Source organism: Sphingobacterium sp. MAE, from assembly GCF_056711605.1.
Genome location: NZ_CM160044.1, coordinates 3,651,332 through 3,667,690 on the forward strand (window position 1 = coordinate 3,651,332; position 16,359 = coordinate 3,667,690).

Sequence of the window (16,359 nt, forward strand, 5' to 3'; positions counted from 1 at the left end):
ATAAAAAGAATATCTCAAATTAAGTTTTCGACGAACCTTCATATAGACTTATTTAATACTCTTTTTACTCAATAAAACCTATTGGAGCTGACTTAATAGTGTAAGTACCTGATTTCCCCTAATCCATATCCTATTTTATAAATTATGTATCAAGAAAAACGGACAATAAGATTGATTTTCGATGTCTATTTTAAAAAACTAAAAGTTGACAGGTGTTCATAAATGATTATTTAAAAAATTGGAACAGGTAAATAATAATCAAGTAAATTAGTATTCCTACAAGTGCTGCTATCATATAATATATCTTTTTATACATAAAAAAGTAATTTGATTCGATTACCCTTTATCATTATCAGCCATTATATAATGAAATAGGAAGGCTTCAATACCTGAATATATAATCAGAATAGAGAAAAATAGAATTTAAAATTCTTTTTAAAAGAACCTTACAATGGCAATAAGGCGTTAATGTCTCATTAATTAGCTCGTTGCCCAATTCCAAGCTACTGACAACCCATTGCAAACCAAATTAATACCAGTTCAACGGCTTTAGTTTTTTCGGTAGCACAATATGTGTAGCAAACTCTTATTCGAGCAATACAATCAATTTCAGAAAGATCTATGCAAAAACATAATTCATTTATTTTCTTTTACGAAGAAAACAAAATATGATCATTGTTGTAATAATCATGATTATAATATGAATCAAATAAATACGTTGTTCAATGTGTACATGTTTTATATAAAAAACAACAATTTTTGAACTTGAACCTCGTAAATAAAATCCTAGTAAAAAATTATTTAAAGAAAAAATTACATGTGAAGTACAAATTATTAAAACAATTACCGGCATTGAATTAATAATTTTCTTCACATCAAGTATATTTTTTCTTTTCTGTATCTTAAGTATTTTATACTCGTGTATATAATTGTTTTTTGTTGAATTAGCACTTATTTTTAATAAAAAAAGCAAAATAATACTTTCAATAAAAAATACAATTGATAGACCTGTAAATCCTTTACCAAAAACACTGCTTAAAAAATGTAATTCAATAATATTATTTATATCGCCGTTTGAAGCCCAGTAAGTACTGTAAAGATCTAATCCTAATGTAAGTGGTATATAGATATATAACAAATATTTATTCATATAACAATTTATAATATTAAACAATTCCCCTTAACCTTACTAAAGTTCAGGGAAATTGTTTAATTATTTTTGTGAAGCAAGTAACCCTATTCCCGCAACACAAACTGCTCCTTGAAATGCCCAAATTCCCAATAATACTGCCATTGGGATAAAGCCACCATCAAGATCTACCATCTCATTAGTATTCAATTCCTGAACACCCATTGATTTTAATTCTAAGTTATTCATATTTTTGTTTATAAAAAACTATTCCTACTCTATTGCTAAGCCTTTTCGGATAACTGCTTCGTTGATCAACAATACTAAATTACAGTTGCTCAATGCTCAAAAAAAGCATTGGCAGTAGTATTTGAAAAATTATATTATCGTGCAAAAATATATCTGATTTGTAGATGATCGAACTATTAAAAGGTGTCAATTACAAATCCGTAATAGATTGAAGTTATAGATATCATTTCCTTTATCAATATCCTAGTGACATAGAAAAATTACTTATTTTAAAATATTAAACCTTCTTAAAAATAAAGAAACCAATTTTACTATGATGGTCCTGCACACTGCACGATTTACCAACATATTTGAGTAAATAATAAGTAATCATAAAATCGCCCATTGCAACTAAAATAAAAATATAACCGAAAAAATAAATCAATATATTACCTATAGACAAGCCTATCAAAATCGGAACTAGTCCTAAAACAATTGCCGGCATAATTATACCTAAAATATAAGAATTTCTTTTTAGAGGAGCCTTACAATGGCAGTAAGGTGTTAATGTTTCTTTTATAATTCCAAATTTTATTGATTTAAATCCACCAATATTTGAACAGAGTACCCACGTAAGTCCATGTAGTAATTCATGTAATACAATTCCAAATAATATAGAAATAACGATATACAGACAGTATAAACTTAGATCAACTGCGCTCATACCGTGTACATGATGTCGAATATTTTCAATTTCAAATTGATGTTTCCAAATAGCGTAATAGCATATAAATAGCATCAAACTGATAGGGAACACCAATTTTAATATCAAATTACTAGCATCTTTCTCTTTAATTGTAAATTCCTCTTTCTCTGTTTCACTTAAAATATGACTCATGATGAATAAAGTAAATCAATTTAATTCTCTCAATATTAATCGAAAAACAATAAGCGTTTTTCGATTAATATTATATTTTAGGAGACTAGATATTTTCCTGCTTTAATCAAAAACCAAGTACAGCATATTATCCAAGCAAAAATGAATATAGTTCTGTAATAGTTTTTAAATCGCTTTTTGCTGTTCATTAAGAAAATAACTCCTTAGCAGCTGCAACTAAACCAACTCCAGCCGCTACGGCACCAAAACCTATCCCAACACCTTTAAGAATTGCTGCCCCTGCAATGATTGGTAATATCCCACCATCAATTTGAATCATTTCTTCTTGACTCAAATTCTCTAATTTCAATGTTAAATGTTCCATATTTTAAAATTTCAATTATTTATCTTTATTTGCTAAATACATACCTACTCCTACAGCTGACAATCCCAATTGTACTCCCCAAATGATTCCGATAGCAACAGCTGGTAAAAATCCCCCTTCAAAATTTACCATCTCATTAGTATCCAACTCTTGAACACCAATTGATTTTAATTCTAATTTATTCATATTTTTGTTTATAAAAAAACTATTCCTACTCTATTGCTAAGCCTTTTCGGATAACTGCTTCGTTGATCAACAATACTAAATTACAGTTGCTCAATGCTCAAAAAAAGCATTGGAGATATTTTTTGACAAATAATAAGTTCCTGCTGAAATATGTCTGATTTGCTGATAATTGAGCTGCTGAATATCAACCTTGATTTGAATAGAATATTCTTCTTCGTAATAATAGGTATTTCGTGATCGATCGTATTCCAGCGGAGCACCTATCCCTTTCAAATACTCAATAATACGTGCAAGCCGTGAGACGGAAAGTCCAAGACGATTTGCAAATTCGGTTTGTGTACCTGTTCTTCCTTGACGGATCAGTTGATCCATTAAGTTGATCCGTTCAATATATTTAAATAGTTGCATAAACTGTGATTTAATGTATATGATTAGAAAATTTAATATCTCCTGACACATGATAGTGCAGCATCAAAAGACTAAATAAAGTGCTATAACGAGCCCGAATCATATCGGTCTCCGATTTAATTAAATTATTTTTACTCGTATTAATGTCATAAATGGATGCTTTACCGGCCATAAAACTCAGTCTAGAATATTCCAATGATTCCTTTGTCGCGGCAAATGCTTCAGTCGAAATATCATATTGCTGTTTGCTTTCAATCCAGTCGAGATTCAGTTTTTCTAAAATTTGTACCTGCTGCAATTTTTCATAATCACTTAATAACTCGATTTCCTGTTTACGAAATGTAATCTGTTGCAATTGTCTTTTCGTTTTCCCTTTATTAAAAATGGGAACTGTGACGGCTATAGCGAGTTGTTGAGCAAAATTATCTTTGCTCTGAACAAATACAGTACGTTCACCAGGAGATTTAAAAGCATTAAAATAAGTAGTTCCCAAGCTCGCCGAACCTTTGACCAAGGGGTAGTCTGTCGCCTTGATCAGCTTGGTTTCTACATCCAATCCGAGAAGCTGATTTTCAAGTTTTGCAAGAATGGGATTGTTATCAAAGGCGGTTTGAATAAGGTCCGATTGACTTTTAACAATACCCGTTTTAAAAATTTCAGTTTCTAAAAGTGGATCGTATATGATCAAACTTTGATAATCCGTAAAATTCATATATTGAGCTAAAGCTAATTTTGTCTGTTGCGCTTCTTTATGATATTGTTGGAATTGCTGTTTCTCCCTGGCTAAGTTCGCCTTAGCCTCAAAAACTACCGCCGGTGCAGTTGCTCCGACTGCAGTACTTTTCTCCGCTTTATCAAGCAATTGCAAAGAAAAGTTTATTGCAGAATCTTGTGCATGTACTAGAGCTCGGGAAAGCAATACTTCCAAATAGCTTTGTACTACTTTAAGTGTTAAGTCTCTTCTTAAAATTCCTTTTTCCAACTCCTCCTGTTCCGATTGCAGCGTTGCTTTCTTCGCCTGATTGCGCAGATAATTGTATTGATACAGCGTGACCTCCGCATTGATCCCCATATTGCTATTGAAGTTATCATTGCGGCGGATCGTGCCAAATACATCTTGCGAGTGACCAAATGTGCTGTACCCATTAAAATATCCACCTACAGCAGGCAAACGTTCTCTACGCGCCATTTCCTGATCCAGATTTTTAATCGCCACTAAAATATCCTGACGTTTTATTGGCAGATTATGATCGATCGCATAAGCCACACAGTCCGCCAGAGACCATCGCTTCTGAGCCCATGCCGGCCCTATTGTCCAAGAGAACACGAGTATGATGAGTAGTAATTTTTTCATGAATTAGTCCAGTATAACCGATTGTTTTTTCCACATCTGTCTATAAGCAGATTCGCTCAGCAATAGTTCCTCATGACTCCCCTGTTCGATTATCTGCCCTTCTTTCATGACCATAATCGTGTCCGCACCAGCTATGGTACTCAAGCGATGAGCGATGACCAACATCGTCTTTCCAGCATCCCGAAATCGGTCGAAAGCACGCTGAATGATCAATTCTGTTTCGGTATCCAATGCCGAGGTCGCTTCATCCAGGATCAAGATATCAGGATCGCGGTATAGTGCACGAGCAATGGCGATACGCTGCCTTTGTCCACCAGAAAGCATAGAGCCGTTTTCACCTAGATACGTTTCAAATCCAGCAGGCAATTTCTCAATAAAGGACATCATATCCAATTCTTTTACAACATCCATCATCCGTTGAAAATCTGGAACCTGCTCTCCCACCGCAATATTGTCCACCACATTTCCAGAGAACAGGTCGATCTGTTGCGGCACCACTGCGATTCGCTCGCGGAGCGATTGCTTAGAGATATAACTGAGGTCATATTGACCGATGTGGATCTTTCCCGATTGGACAGGATACAATTGTTGGATCAGAGCCCCTAAGGTTGTTTTCCCACTTCCGCTTTCACCGATGATAGCAGTCATCTTTCCTTTTTCAAATCGGCAACTGAAATCCTTGAATACTTCAACACGAGAACCGTAAGAAAAACGAATATTTTCAAAAACAATATCACCCACCTGGCTGCTTGCCAAGTCCAGTTTACCTTCACTTTCTTCACGTTCCAGATCCATGATTTCAAACAGACGATCCGCAGCAATCAATGCATTTTGCAATGTTTTATTCATCCCGATCAACTGGCTCACCGGACCTGTTAAATATCCGATCAGTGCATAGAAGGATAGTAACTCTCCGGGGGTAATCGTCCGATCGATCACATAATAAGATCCAGCCCAGAGCAAGATAATGGTAAACAGGCGTGAAAGAAACTCACTCGATGTTGCCGAAAAAAGACCATTCAATACAGACGAGTAAATAGTTTTCAACAGATGGCTAAACTTCTGATCCGTACCGCTGTTAAAATAAGTTTCCATACCAAACTGCTTGATGGTCTTGACCGCATTGAGCGACTCCACCAGATGCGATTCCAATTCAGCCCCTTCTTCCATCAGCCGACGTTCCACCTTTTTATTTAATTTATTGGTCAGCCAATACACAAAAAAATAAAGTGGGATCACCAATAAAATAATCAGTGCCAATTTCCAGAAATAGGAAAACATCAATGCAAATGAGAAAATCACAATCAGGACATTGACAACAGCCTGAATAGCAACATCATTGATAAATGCCCGAATCTTGACCGCATCATTGACTCTTGAGATAATCTCACCCACCTTCATCGTGTCAAAAAAACGCTGTGGAAGACGGAGCAAATGCTGATAATAACCTAAGATCAAATAGCGGTCAATACGCTGTCCCGTCTGCAGGACCATCACACTTTTGAGCGTGCCGATGATCAATTGAAATAACAAGATCACCAACATAGCCACAGAAAGCAGATTGAGCAGCCGAACATTGCCATCCACCAGTACATAGTCTGTTATTTTCTGGATATAAAAGGAAGATGACAGACCGAGTAAGGTATAAATCACCGCACCGACCAGCGCCTGTAAAATAATGGACTTATGCGGCTGAATCAAGTTCCAGAACCGATTGTAGACACCTTTTTTTTCATTGCGCTGCTTAAAATATTCATTCGGTTCCAATAAGATCAATACACCCGTCCAGATCTTCTGAAATTCCTCCATGCTGTACTGCTGTACTTTTCCGGGACCCGGATCCATTACCGTGATCTGGTTTTTATGCACCTTATAGATCACGACATAATGCTGTAACTGACCATTTAAGACCACATGTGCGATTGCTGGCAACGGTATCTGTGGAATGGCATCGATACTACCTTTCACTCCTTTAGCCGTAAAACCCAATTCCTGCAATCCTTGGATCATACCCAATACATTTGTACCTCGCGTATCGGTATGACAGTATTGTCTGATTTTTGCTATTGGAATATCTAATCCATAGTAACTTGCAACGGAAGCCAGACAAGCAGCTCCGCAATCTCGAATATCATGTTGCTTAATACGGACTGGAGATTTTTTCATGATAATTAATATCTATTTTTAATATTTAGCCGACACTTCATACAGCTTTTGCCCTTCGTTTATACATTATTATGGCCCGATCATGAGCCATTATTCATGGCTACGACCTCGTCACAGCACATGCCTCTTTCATTCGAATAGCCAAAAATCAAGAGTTTTTATTTCCCAGATTGGGGTTAAAAAGATCATCAGCCCGATCAAAAAGCAATTGCCAGAGCGTACGGTCCACCAGAAAAAAACGAGCATTAAAAGTATTGCCTTTACCGACCATCACTTTGTTGCCGTTTGGCAAACTCAGATAATTGGCATCCATATGACAGCGAACTTTGAAGAAGGCAGCATTCTTCTGATCAGAGACCAGATTATAATCAATGTCTTTCACATATCCTGTTAAGAAACCCCATTGATTGTAATTGTAAGTATCCATCTGAAATTTGACCACTTGCTTATCTTTGATATAGCCAATGGCATTTGCAGGCACCATACATTCAGCCACCAGATTATCTTCTGGTGATATTTCCAATATATCCTGTCCCTGTATAATTTGACTTCCTTTTTGGAAACCCTTCAAATTAATCACCGTACCACTAAGCGGAGCCCGGACGATATAATTTTCACCATCGATATAAATCGCATGGCGCTCCGAAGCTGTAGATTGATGTTTTTGTTGCAGCTCGATCAACTTGGCACTCCATTGCGCCATCTGCTGTTTCTCGACGGATAGCATTTGATTTTCCAATTGTTCATACGCATATCTACTTTTATCAAATTCTGCCTGCGCTATGATACCTTGGTTAAACAACAGTTCATTACGATCCAATTCACGTTTAGCTAAGGTCAGTTGCGATTGCACTTCCGACATCCGTTGCTGCATCGAGACAAGTTCCATCTGATACAAGCCACTTCGCAAGCCCTTATAATTGCTAGAAAGGAGGAGCTTTAGATCTGCGATCTGCTGTGCATAGTCAGCCTCCAGATGCTCATTCAGCTCCAATTTATTCTGTAGATCTTTTGATACGATTACAAATAAGGTATCACCTTCCACCACCTTCTGATTGTTTCCATGGATACGACTTTCGACAACACGGCCACTGACCAGCGATATGATCTTGCTGTTTTCAGTTTGCGGTCTAATCACTCCCGATGCAGAGATCGAAATCGGAATATGTACAAATGGTAAGGCCGTAAGCGTACCGACAATCGCGATAAGCAAGAGCACATAAATAATATTGGTTTTTCCCATAATGATCATGAATTAACCAAATTTCCCAAATAACTACATCATCCACCACAACCACAGGTTGTATTTTATATTTTTTCACTATCTTGAAAACATATTAAGTCTAACGAGCAGATGCAATTTTTCGATATATTTCCGACCCTTCAAGAAGCTCCCTATTCGTACCTCTTCGTGCCGCTCATGCTCATCAGTAGCATCATCGGATTTTACAGAAAATCCTATTTTCATGCCTTGATTTTACATCCTTATGAAATAGCCCGAGGCAAGCGTATCCATACCCTGCTTACCTCTGCCTTTATTCATCGCAATTGTTGGCATTTATTGTTCAACGCATTTATTATTTTTGGACTAGGATACGATATGTTTGGAACGATTAGCCAAGAGTATGGTGTGCATACCGCCTATGTGCTAACTCCTTTATTATTTTTTTTATTAATTATTCTTCCTAATCTTTTCCAGACCTATCAAAAAAGAAAAGATTTCTATTTTACAGCTTTAGGAGCCTCTGGACTCAGCTTTGGTTTGTATGGCTTTTCCGCCTTATTTTATCCATTGCAACCGATGCAAAACTCTATTGTCCCATTTGTTAATAGTGCCATGCAAAGTTGGATCTTCGGATTGTTGATCTTATTATTATTAGCTCAGATTAAAAACAGTTCGATTAATAAATATTTACATCTATCAGCCTATCTTATTGGAACCCTTCTAGCACAGATTGTTCGGCCTCAAGCTGGATTAGAAATCTTTACTGCGATTCTCAGTTAAATGAGTAGCTTGTAAATAACATCCACATCTTTTCAAACCAATTATTAAGCTTCTCGCCCCTTCGCTAACTGCCCGAATTTATTACTCTTGTTTCCTCTGGACTTAGTGCCACCACATGACTATTGTTTAATTTTTCTTTCATGATTGTTGATTTCATCAACTCTCAAAACTCCTGAAATAGAGCACACTAAACCACAACCACAGGTTTTAAACTACAACCTACAGTTTTAACACATGTAAATTTTATAACCTCAAGTTATATTCTTAAATTTGTCTATTGGAAATTTTAATATAAGTTATATCAAAACATAAGATTGGAACTTTCATTAGGGAGAAGAGAGAAACGCTCAAAATATCGCAAGAAGCAGTTGCTTATCATCTGGAGATGTCGCAAGCCGCGTATTCAAAAATTGAAAGGAATGAAACAAAAGTAAAAGTAGATCAGGTCTACAAAATTGCCGAGTATTTTGGTGTAAGTATCTATGAACTTTTACCTCCATCACTAGCGAGTGATATTATGGGAGAAAACGTATTTGGTTTAGCTTATCACTATATTGTTGTTGGAATAAAAAAAATCAAACTTATTTTTAGATAAACTAAAAATAAGTTTGATCGATCAATAAAACGCAAATAAAAAGCATAAATCAAAGTTTCATTCAGATAATGAACACTACTGATTAATTTACTAATTTAAGATTTTGATACAGTTGGTTTAACAAACCGTTGTTAATAGGTGGAATATCATATTGATCCAAATTTTTCCAAAATTCATTTGAATATTTACTTTTATTTGGTGATTTATAGCTATTTGATGACAATTGTTTTTTCATTTTCTTAAAATTGTCAGAGGACATAAAATTTCGATCTAAAATATAAAATTCAGATAATATTTCATATGGCAAATGGCCAAACTCAGCTTTACGTTTTATAGTAGCAACTTCATGTTGATATATGTTCAAAAGATGATACAGATTGGCTTTTTCGATTTCTAACGATGAATAATTTTCGACTTGTACTTTTTGTTTTGTATTGATTTCAAGTCTAAAAATTTTATCCTTCAATATAGTGTCTGGTAAAACCTGATCAATAAAGATCTGCATACTTTCACTGTCCTTATTATAAGATATAGTCCCTGCTTGTTTTTCATTTTTCATGATGTATGAAAGGTTGGGCTGTTTCTTTTCTATTGAATATATCTTTGAGTTTTTTAGAATATGCTTAAAAGGAATTTCCACGATATGACTAACAAGAAAGAAGCTTCCCATTTTATCATCATAATCTCTCACTATAACCGAATCGCAAAATACCCTATAATCGAGAAGCCGAAAACGAGATTTTTGTCCATTGGAAGGAATATAGTACTCCATAAGACCCTCTATAAAATACTTATTTTTCTTATTAAAAGTTTCCAAAGATCTAAAATAACCCTTTAAAACAATTACATCGGAATTTTTAGGACTAATTATTACTTCCTGAAGTTTTATAGAACGGGGATTAAGTAGAATAGTAAATTTTGTCTTTAAAGAAGGGATATTGATATTCTTTGTCTGATAAGAAATATGCTGTGCGGCAAGTCCTAATAAATCCTCATCTTTCACTTGAATGCCATCTAACAAATCAAACTGACCATCTTTGTTGCTAAATCCAATTAAGTTTCCATACCTCGTATAAATATTTACCCCTGAAATCGGAGTATGATCTGCACTATCAACAAAAAATATTTGACCAACAACTGGCATTGACAGTACTACACAAAAGAAAAGAAGAAAATATTTTGGAATCATAAAATTTAAAATACACAATTTCATTAAAATAAGTGGGGTGCTAAATAGGAAATTAGTTCCCCACTTATAAAAGTTAAATTTTAAAACTGGTTTTTAACCCAATCTACAGCATCAGATATTGCTTCATAAATTGCCGTAATTAATCCTGGAAATTTTATGCCACCTTCGATATTAACCATTTCTTGTTTTTCCATTTCTTGAAGGCCCATTTTTCTTAAATCTAAGTTATTCATATTTCTGTTAATAAAAAATTATTCCTACTCTATTTGATAAGCCTTTTCGGATAACTGCTTTGTTGATCAACAGTACTAAATTACTATCGCTCAATGCACAAAAAAAGCATTTAAAATATGTTCGAAAAACCCTTGAAGAAAGACAGAGGTGGGCGCTATAAATATGTGAGAGAGACAAATTAAAGGAAATCCTTAAGCCAGATTAATTGATTTAATATTGGCGACGGTTTAAAGAAATATTATTTATAATAAATAAAAAAAATACGTAGGTAACAATAAAATAATTTTAAAATACAAGAATTTTATCTGAAATTCGCGCATCAGATTTAGCCTATATAATAATCTAATGAATTTTTCCAATTTAAATAATCCCTTAAGCAAGTTAAGAACTAGACATTATATATGTTGTGTTCTAACATTTTTATTGTTTTCCTGCGCAAAGGAAGTGATCATTGTCCCTCCAGATACAAACGCAACAGAAGTAGTCATTTTGTCACCAGAAAGCAATACTAGCAATAATCTGATCTTCTCCGCCGAAGTCAGGTATTTAAACAATAGTGATTCGATCCAATCGCATGGTTTTATAGTAGATGGGATAAGCGGAGAGACTTACATTAAAAAAGAATATTCCATATCAACACCTTTAAAAGCAGGCCGAATCACGTTTAAAGTTCCTGATCCAGAGATTTATAAAGAGGGAACATATTTCCTGTATAAATATTTTATAAATACAAAAAAGGGAATGTACACCAGTAAATTAAATCAATTTGTGGTAAGTAACCTCAAAGTGCAGGCGAAAGATAATCTCATAATGGCTATTGGCGAAACCGTAACCGTCGATGGAGAGTTTACCAATATCGAAAAGAATTACGACCTGGTATATTCCTACTATACTTACGAAGAATTTAAGATACCCTTTGAAATTATTAATGCAGGAAAAAGCATACGTTTTCAAATTCCCGAAGGATTAGAGCAGGGAAACAATGTCACATTCAGACTGGTTAGCAAGGATCAAAAAGGACCACAGTTGGCTGCCATCGTCGCAAATGCCTTTATAGTTGCAAAATTATCGTTACCATCCACTTACAGTTATTACTTTAATGATGTTGTTAATTTACCATATACAACAAAAAATTATTATGATAACAATGGATTGCAGGTATTTATCGGAAATGTTTTTTTAAAACATTCGGAATACTTACGCATTTCTGATTTTATCCTCCATCAAAAAGGCAAGTCTTTCCCTATGGGTTATACCAATGGACGAGATACGGTCACTTTTCCACAGCCCCTAAATCTTATTGAGCCAGATCCCAATGATTTTATTGTAAAACCCGATTATGTGCATCCCGGGACAACATTTGAAGTGTCAGGACCAGATCCTGCCAAATTTAATTTCTATGGTTATGTCACTGTAGGAGATAAACGTGCCTATTACTTGCAAGAAGGCAGTGCTTCTAAAAAAGGAGAATTGAGTATAGGCGATCTTCCAGATGGTGAATATCCAATGGAAATGACCAATTACCACTTCAGCTATAAAAGCAACAACAAGATTAAAGTAAGAAAAGTAAATATTTCTTCAATCAGCCCCAGTGCAAGTTATACCGGAGATATCATAACCTTGAAAGGTTTATTTATCAAGGGCAGATCTTATACATTAGAAATAGATAAAATATCTGCTGCCTATTCAAGTTGCACGACTAACGGTGAAATAACTTTTGAAATCCCATTGATGAAAGCAGGAAATTATCAAGTCAAAGTGCAGCATTTTAGTGAGATCGGATCGACAAGACCATCCAATACCGTAGCTTTGGAGATCAAGCCCACAATTATTAATTCTATATATCCTCTACGCGCTAAAAGTGGAAGTCTAATTACAATTGAAGGTAATGGAATGAATGGCTACAAAGCACAAATTGCTGATGTTGAAGTCCGTCATACCCTATCTAAAAACAACAAAATACAATTTAAAATACCGGATGACTTACCAAAAGGTAAATACAGAATAAACATTAGTGATACTGCTTTCGATTTCGACAATACAGTTTCAGCTACAGAATATCTTGAAATCTATTAATCGAAAAAGAGAAATTATTATGAAAACTAAATCTATAGCTAAAATTTTCTTATTCTGGATTCCTATATTCTGTCTGGGGATACTTATTGGATGTAAAGAAAAAGAAGTCATTGAGCCTATTGACTACAGCCCTGTACAATTGAAAACAACCTCTTTTAGTAACTTGGCAGGAAAAACGGTTACTTTAAAAGGGAATATTTCTCGATTAAATGGAATGCCGGTGGAAGATTATGGATTTATAATCCAAAAGATAAAAGAAAATGAAAAAGAAATTGTCGTCAGCATTGGAAGCAAAGTTTCCGTCGGTGAGGTCACATTGCAGTATCAACATAGCAGCAATTTCGAATTAGGCGATCGTTATCGTTATACACTATATGTCAAAACTAAAAACGGATTCTATCGTGGCGAAAGTAATATTTTTGAAGTGGATGGAATTAAAATAGATCTTTTACAGCTAAAATTAGTTCCCAATAACGATAAAATAACCGTTACCGGCGATTTCCAATTTCTCACGGAAAACATTAAGATGTATTATCAACATCAATACCAACAGGAGGTCCAGCTACCTTTTCAAGTTTCTAGCGACCGTAAAAGCCTTACCTTTACCTTACCAAAGTCGGACAAATTCTATCATGGCAATACTGTATCTATTTTCTTGCAGATCAGCGATCAATCGGGCTATCAAACCAATAGAGAAGTCGCCAGTATTCAGATCTTGGGCTCGTTAAATCCGCCTGCACAAAATAAGATCTATCTCAACGAACCTATACAACTCACCGGGATAGCGGTAAATGGAGATGCAATACCATTTTCTGCCCCATTTTATATCCTAATCAATGGAAAAAAAATAGAATACAGATCACAGATTTATCTTCATGAGATCGAAGGGCTAAAAGGATCTAAATTTCAATTGGGTTATTACAATGGAAAAGACTCGGTCGTCTTCAAAGATTCCATAGAACTGATCAAGCCCCTTGGCAGTAATATCCACTTTGAAAGAAAGGTCATTCATTCTCCCTCTTTAATGAATATAAACGGTATTGATCTGTACACCTACATTATGAATCCCGATCAACCCAAGTATTATCTAGGCAAACATAGCGTACCGCATTATTTTAACAGTTCTTATGAAACTCAATCATTTACTGTGCGTAATATTCCAGATGGTGTTTACAATTTTAGTTACAGCAGTCCTTTTTATAGCGTAACTAGTACAGAGCAAGTAGAAGTTAGAAACTTGAAATGGGATACACCTTCCAATACAACACGATATGTCGGAGAGCCATTTACAATAACCGGTAATTTTATTGATGGTCACGGATATTCCATTATCGGAAATGGGATCGGAGAAGGTGCTATCGCTCAAAATGGTCAAATATCTTTCATCATTCCGGGCTACGTCATCGGAGAAACAGAAATTCAGATAGGATATGGTGTAAATATCAATTACAATGAAAGTTATTATGCCCCTAAAAAGCAAAAGCTGTATATACACGATTTTCAGGTCGATAACATATCACCACTCAAGGGCTATCCAGGAGATGTTGTAACCATTAAAGGTAAGGGATTGCTCTACATACAAACCACTCTAGGAGGAGCATATGCCAATAGTATCTATCGAAGCACTGATGAAATTCGTTTTATTATTCCAGCCTTTGCTCCAAAAGGAAAATCCGCGATTGAAATGAAATTAAATGGTACGACAGTAAAATATAAGGACCTTTTCGAAGTTTTATAGGCGATTGATACAGATAGCCCATCAGAATTATTGCATTCTCATATTAGAAATAAAACCTCCTGAATTGAGTATTTCAGGAGGTTTTTATGACACGACCACCACTATTTCACCACAAATTGGAACGAAATAGTGCCATGCAAAGTTGGATCTTCTGATTATTGATCTTATTATAATTAGCTCAGATTAAAAACAGTTCGATTAATAAATATTTACATCTATCAGCCTATCTTATTGGAACCGTTCTAAGACAGATTGTGCGGCCTCAAGCTGGATTAAAAATCTTTACTTCGATTCTCAGTTAAATGATTAGCTTGTAAATAACATCCACATCTTTTCAAACCAATTATTAAGCTTCTCGCCCCTTCGCTTACTGCCCGCATTTATTGCTCTTGTTTCCTCTGGACTTAGTGCCACCACATGACTATTGTTTAATTTTTCTTCCATGATTGTTGATTTTATTACCTCTCAAAACTCCTGAAATAGAACACACTAAACCACAACCACAGGTTTTAAACTACAACCTACAGTTTTAACACATGTAAATTTTATAACCTCAAGTTATATTCTTAAATTTGTCTATTGGAAATTTTAATATAAGTTATGTCAAAACATAAGATTGGAACTTTCATTAGGGAAAAGAGAGAAACGCTCAAAATATCGCAAGAAGCAGTTGCTTATCATCTGGAGATGTCGCAAGCCGCGTATTCAAAAATTGAAAGGAATGAAACAAAAGTAAAAGTAGATCAGGTCTACAAAATTGCCGAGTATTTTGGTATCAGTATTTACGAACTTTTACCACCATCACTAGCCAGTGATTTTACAGGAGAAAACATTTTTGGTTTAGTATATCAATACCTACTTGTAGGAATAAGGAAAATCAAATCCACATTAAAATAGGCAGTACTGTCAGAATCACGAAGTTATTTGAAGATTATAGTGAAGCTTATCCAAGAGAATGTTATGGCAGGATTATTTAGGATTATCTATCCGACATAGGAGTCTAAATTAACGATCTATACAGCAAGACACCTATCATAGGTCATTGAGATTACTTTGAGATCTAGTATCATCCGAGCGTGCGATGCAGCAAATACTACAGCATATTTTTGTGTATTTTTAGAATATAAAAGTTTATTCAACACTAGATCTAAAGTTGTCAATCTAATGTTAAATAAACTAAATTTAGAAACTACAAAACTTTAATTACTAAGCTAGTAAAAGTATCAGCCGTAATAGAGAAATTAAAATGGGGACAACAGAAAAAATATTTTCAGACCCCTATTAACCATTTTCCCAATCCAGTTTTTTAGTGTTTAATATTACTTATTTATTGGCGGCCTCAGCATCTTTATATCCAACATACATTGCCAATAGAATTAATGGAATAAGCCCACCACCATTGGTATCTTTTTGTTCCTCAAAAGATAATTCTTTAAATTGATAATCCGTCATAACTCTATAATTAATGAGTTGCATAATATAATGCTTTACCAGCATAATAACCTAAAGCCAAAGAAAAAGTTCCTGCAGCAAAACCTAGAGCAAGTACAGGAATTATACCTCCATCAACCTGTACCATTTCGTTCATATCCATTTCTTGGACGCCGATCGTTTTTAATTCTAAATTATTCATATTTTGTTTATAAAAGAATTACTCCTACTCTATTTGATAAGCCTTTTCGGATGACTGCTGTGTTGATCAACAATACTAAATTACGATCGACCAATGCACAAAAAAAGCATTTAAAACATTTCTGTAAGTAAAAAATTTCCCTGATGATTGGACTAA

Annotated in this window: 19 protein-coding genes; 5 read left to right on the plus strand and 14 right to left on the minus strand. The window is 34.7% G+C overall.

Translation table 11 applies throughout. The features are described 5' to 3' along the window. Positions 1-640: 640 nt before the first annotated feature. The 9 genes from AC06G9_RS15610 to AC06G9_RS15650 all read right to left on the minus strand — a co-directional run bounded on the left by AC06G9_RS15610 (position 641) and on the right by AC06G9_RS15650 (position 7,976). Positions 641-1,150, minus strand: coding sequence for a hypothetical protein (locus AC06G9_RS15610; RefSeq protein WP_346567550.1), 510 nt, complete (start codon positions 1,148-1,150; stop codon positions 641-643). Between the two features lie 63 nt (positions 1,151-1,213). After that, a complete protein-coding gene (locus tag AC06G9_RS15615) occupies positions 1,214-1,378 on the minus strand; it encodes a hypothetical protein (RefSeq protein WP_293927148.1) in 165 nt (54 codons plus the stop codon). A gap of 277 nt (positions 1,379-1,655) precedes the next feature. Beyond that, entirely contained in the window at positions 1,656-2,255 is a 600-nt protein-coding gene (locus tag AC06G9_RS15620) for a DUF3267 domain-containing protein (RefSeq protein ID WP_293927145.1), read from the minus strand. 187 nt (positions 2,256-2,442) lie between these two features. Beyond that, the gene (locus AC06G9_RS15625; RefSeq protein WP_248753082.1) at positions 2,443-2,619 is read right to left on the minus strand and encodes a hypothetical protein; all 177 of its coding nucleotides are present in this window, start codon (positions 2,617-2,619) and stop codon (positions 2,443-2,445) included. Between the two features lie 15 nt (positions 2,620-2,634). Then, positions 2,635-2,805, minus strand: coding sequence for a class IIb bacteriocin, lactobin A/cerein 7B family (locus AC06G9_RS15630; protein WP_480956659.1), 171 nt, complete (start codon positions 2,803-2,805; stop codon positions 2,635-2,637). 90 nt (positions 2,806-2,895) lie between these two features. Beyond that, a complete protein-coding gene (locus AC06G9_RS15635) occupies positions 2,896-3,213 on the minus strand; it encodes a hypothetical protein (RefSeq protein ID WP_108158825.1) in 318 nt (105 codons plus the stop codon). 10 nt (positions 3,214-3,223) lie between these two features. Beyond that, positions 3,224-4,567: a TolC family protein gene (locus AC06G9_RS15640; RefSeq protein WP_480956660.1), complete on the minus strand. Its 1,344-nt coding sequence runs from the start codon at positions 4,565-4,567 to the stop codon at positions 3,224-3,226. A 3-nt stretch (positions 4,568-4,570) separates the two neighbouring features. After that, the gene (locus AC06G9_RS15645) at positions 4,571-6,733 is read right to left on the minus strand and encodes a peptidase domain-containing ABC transporter (RefSeq protein ID WP_094772391.1); all 2,163 of its coding nucleotides are present in this window, start codon (positions 6,731-6,733) and stop codon (positions 4,571-4,573) included. Positions 6,734-6,881: 148 nt separating this feature from the next. Further along, positions 6,882-7,976, minus strand: a complete 1,095-nt coding sequence (locus tag AC06G9_RS15650) for an HlyD family secretion protein (RefSeq protein WP_480956661.1) — start codon at positions 7,974-7,976, stop codon at positions 6,882-6,884. Positions 7,977-8,087: 111 nt separating this feature from the next. On the opposite strand from AC06G9_RS15650, the gene AC06G9_RS15655 reads away from it, so the two are divergent. Further along, positions 8,088-8,738, plus strand: coding sequence for a rhomboid family intramembrane serine protease (locus tag AC06G9_RS15655; protein WP_434440327.1), 651 nt, complete (start codon positions 8,088-8,090; stop codon positions 8,736-8,738). 325 nt (positions 8,739-9,063) lie between these two features. Further along, entirely contained in the window at positions 9,064-9,333 is a 270-nt protein-coding gene (locus tag AC06G9_RS15660; RefSeq protein ID WP_480958192.1) for a helix-turn-helix domain-containing protein, read from the plus strand. An 82-nt stretch (positions 9,334-9,415) separates the two neighbouring features. On the opposite strand, the gene AC06G9_RS15665 is transcribed toward AC06G9_RS15660, so the two are convergent. Together AC06G9_RS15665 and AC06G9_RS15670 are read right to left on the minus strand one after the other, a co-directional pair. Further along, on the minus strand, positions 9,416-10,522 hold the full coding sequence (locus AC06G9_RS15665) for a hypothetical protein (RefSeq protein WP_480956662.1): 1,107 nt from the start codon (positions 10,520-10,522) through the stop codon (positions 9,416-9,418). Between the two features lie 80 nt (positions 10,523-10,602). After that, positions 10,603-10,755, minus strand: a complete 153-nt coding sequence (locus AC06G9_RS15670) for a hypothetical protein (RefSeq protein WP_293927115.1) — start codon at positions 10,753-10,755, stop codon at positions 10,603-10,605. 445 nt (positions 10,756-11,200) lie between these two features. Here AC06G9_RS15670 and AC06G9_RS15675 point away from each other — a divergent pair, with 445 nt between their 5' ends. After that, positions 11,201-12,832, plus strand: coding sequence for an IPT/TIG domain-containing protein (locus AC06G9_RS15675; RefSeq protein WP_480956663.1), 1,632 nt, complete (start codon positions 11,201-11,203; stop codon positions 12,830-12,832). Positions 12,833-12,851: 19 nt separating this feature from the next. Next, positions 12,852-14,570, plus strand: coding sequence for an IPT/TIG domain-containing protein (locus AC06G9_RS15680; RefSeq protein ID WP_480956664.1), 1,719 nt, complete (start codon positions 12,852-12,854; stop codon positions 14,568-14,570). Positions 14,571-14,876: 306 nt separating this feature from the next. Here AC06G9_RS15680 and AC06G9_RS15685 read toward each other — a convergent pair whose 3' ends face one another. After that, positions 14,877-15,014: a hypothetical protein gene (locus AC06G9_RS15685; RefSeq protein WP_480956665.1), complete on the minus strand. Its 138-nt coding sequence runs from the start codon at positions 15,012-15,014 to the stop codon at positions 14,877-14,879. A gap of 156 nt (positions 15,015-15,170) precedes the next feature. Here AC06G9_RS15685 and AC06G9_RS15690 point away from each other — a divergent pair, with 156 nt between their 5' ends. Next, positions 15,171-15,467 carry a helix-turn-helix domain-containing protein gene (locus AC06G9_RS15690; RefSeq protein WP_045752172.1) on the plus strand — a complete coding sequence of 99 codons (297 nt, stop codon included), beginning with the start codon at positions 15,171-15,173 and terminating at the stop codon, positions 15,465-15,467. 426 nt (positions 15,468-15,893) lie between these two features. On the opposite strand, the gene AC06G9_RS15695 is transcribed toward AC06G9_RS15690, so the two are convergent. Beyond that, positions 15,894-16,022: a hypothetical protein gene (locus AC06G9_RS15695; RefSeq protein WP_293927100.1), complete on the minus strand. Its 129-nt coding sequence runs from the start codon at positions 16,020-16,022 to the stop codon at positions 15,894-15,896. 10 nt (positions 16,023-16,032) lie between these two features. Beyond that, the gene (locus AC06G9_RS15700) at positions 16,033-16,203 is read right to left on the minus strand and encodes a class IIb bacteriocin, lactobin A/cerein 7B family (RefSeq protein ID WP_084405240.1); all 171 of its coding nucleotides are present in this window, start codon (positions 16,201-16,203) and stop codon (positions 16,033-16,035) included. Between the last annotated feature and the right edge of the window lie 156 nt (positions 16,204-16,359).

Bases quoted from the DNA above. Each gene is read 5' to 3' on its own strand.
- AC06G9_RS15630 (WP_480956659.1), bottom strand. From the start codon at position 2,805: ATGAATAAATTAGAATTAAAATCAATTGGTGTTCAAGAGTTGGATACT.
- AC06G9_RS15695 (WP_293927100.1), bottom strand. From the start codon at position 16,022: ATGACGGATTATCAATTTAAAGAATTATCTTTTGAGGAACAAAAAGAT.
- AC06G9_RS15655 (WP_434440327.1), top strand. From the start codon at position 8,088: ATGCAATTTTTCGATATATTTCCGACCCTTCAAGAAGCTCCCTATTCG.
- AC06G9_RS15645 (WP_094772391.1), bottom strand. From the start codon at position 6,733: ATGAAAAAATCTCCAGTCCGTATTAAGCAACATGATATTCGAGATTGC.
- AC06G9_RS15670 (WP_293927115.1), bottom strand. From the start codon at position 10,755: ATGAATAACTTAGATTTAAGAAAAATGGGCCTTCAAGAAATGGAAAAA.
- AC06G9_RS15665 (WP_480956662.1), bottom strand. From the start codon at position 10,522: ATGATTCCAAAATATTTTCTTCTTTTCTTTTGTGTAGTACTGTCAATG.
- AC06G9_RS15625 (WP_248753082.1), bottom strand. From the start codon at position 2,619: ATGGAACATTTAACATTGAAATTAGAGAATTTGAGTCAAGAAGAAATG.
- AC06G9_RS15690 (WP_045752172.1), top strand. From the start codon at position 15,171: ATGTCAAAACATAAGATTGGAACTTTCATTAGGGAAAAGAGAGAAACG.
- AC06G9_RS15650 (WP_480956661.1), bottom strand. From the start codon at position 7,976: ATGGGAAAAACCAATATTATTTATGTGCTCTTGCTTATCGCGATTGTC.
- AC06G9_RS15615 (WP_293927148.1), bottom strand. From the start codon at position 1,378: ATGAATAACTTAGAATTAAAATCAATGGGTGTTCAGGAATTGAATACT.
- AC06G9_RS15685 (WP_480956665.1), bottom strand. From the start codon at position 15,014: ATGGAAGAAAAATTAAACAATAGTCATGTGGTGGCACTAAGTCCAGAG.
- AC06G9_RS15635 (WP_108158825.1), bottom strand. From the start codon at position 3,213: ATGCAACTATTTAAATATATTGAACGGATCAACTTAATGGATCAACTG.
- AC06G9_RS15680 (WP_480956664.1), top strand. From the start codon at position 12,852: ATGAAAACTAAATCTATAGCTAAAATTTTCTTATTCTGGATTCCTATA.
- AC06G9_RS15620 (WP_293927145.1), bottom strand. From the start codon at position 2,255: ATGAGTCATATTTTAAGTGAAACAGAGAAAGAGGAATTTACAATTAAA.
- AC06G9_RS15700 (WP_084405240.1), bottom strand. From the start codon at position 16,203: ATGAATAATTTAGAATTAAAAACGATCGGCGTCCAAGAAATGGATATG.
- AC06G9_RS15640 (WP_480956660.1), bottom strand. From the start codon at position 4,567: ATGAAAAAATTACTACTCATCATACTCGTGTTCTCTTGGACAATAGGG.
- AC06G9_RS15610 (WP_346567550.1), bottom strand. From the start codon at position 1,150: ATGAATAAATATTTGTTATATATCTATATACCACTTACATTAGGATTA.